Raw genomic sequence first — 499 nt, 5'->3', positions numbered from 1 at the left:
GGCTGGCCGGCCACCAAAGCCGGCTCGACTGGTGTTCGAGGCAATCGTCTACGTGCTGCGCACGGGCTGCCAGTGGAAGGCGCTGCCCAAGGAGCGCTTCGGAAGCGCAAGCGCCATCCACAAGCGATTTCTTGAGTGGGAAGCCTCGGGATTCTTCGAAGCTCTGTGGAAGGCGGGCTTGGCCGAGTACGACCAGATGGAGGGCATTGCCTGGCGCTGGCAGAGCSTCGACGGCGCGATGATGAAGGCGCCGCTGGCACAGGAARCCGTCGGCCCCAACCCGACGGATCGGGGGAAAAAAAGGCAGCAAGCGCCACCTGTTGGTGGACGGCCGTGGCGTCCCGTTGTCGCTCGTCGTGACCGGGGCCAACGTCCATGACTGCAAGCGGCTTGACAACGTGCTCGCCGCCATCGTCGTCAGGCGCAAGGATCCGCCACATCGGCGACACAAGCATCTGTGCGCCGACGCGGGCTACCGTGGAGCCGAGCACCTTCGCAC

The 499-nt window shown here is 65.6% G+C and carries 1 pseudogene; it reads left to right on the top strand.

Annotated elements, in window-relative coordinates:
* Positions 1 to 499: pseudogene (locus AC1DF3_RS37105) on the top strand (IS5 family transposase); the annotation flags it as partial.

The organism is Variovorax sp. 10N432 (genome assembly GCF_056394465.1).
The sequence above is the reverse complement of the archived record's forward strand: the minus strand, read 5'-3'. Positions and strand labels throughout refer to the sequence as shown.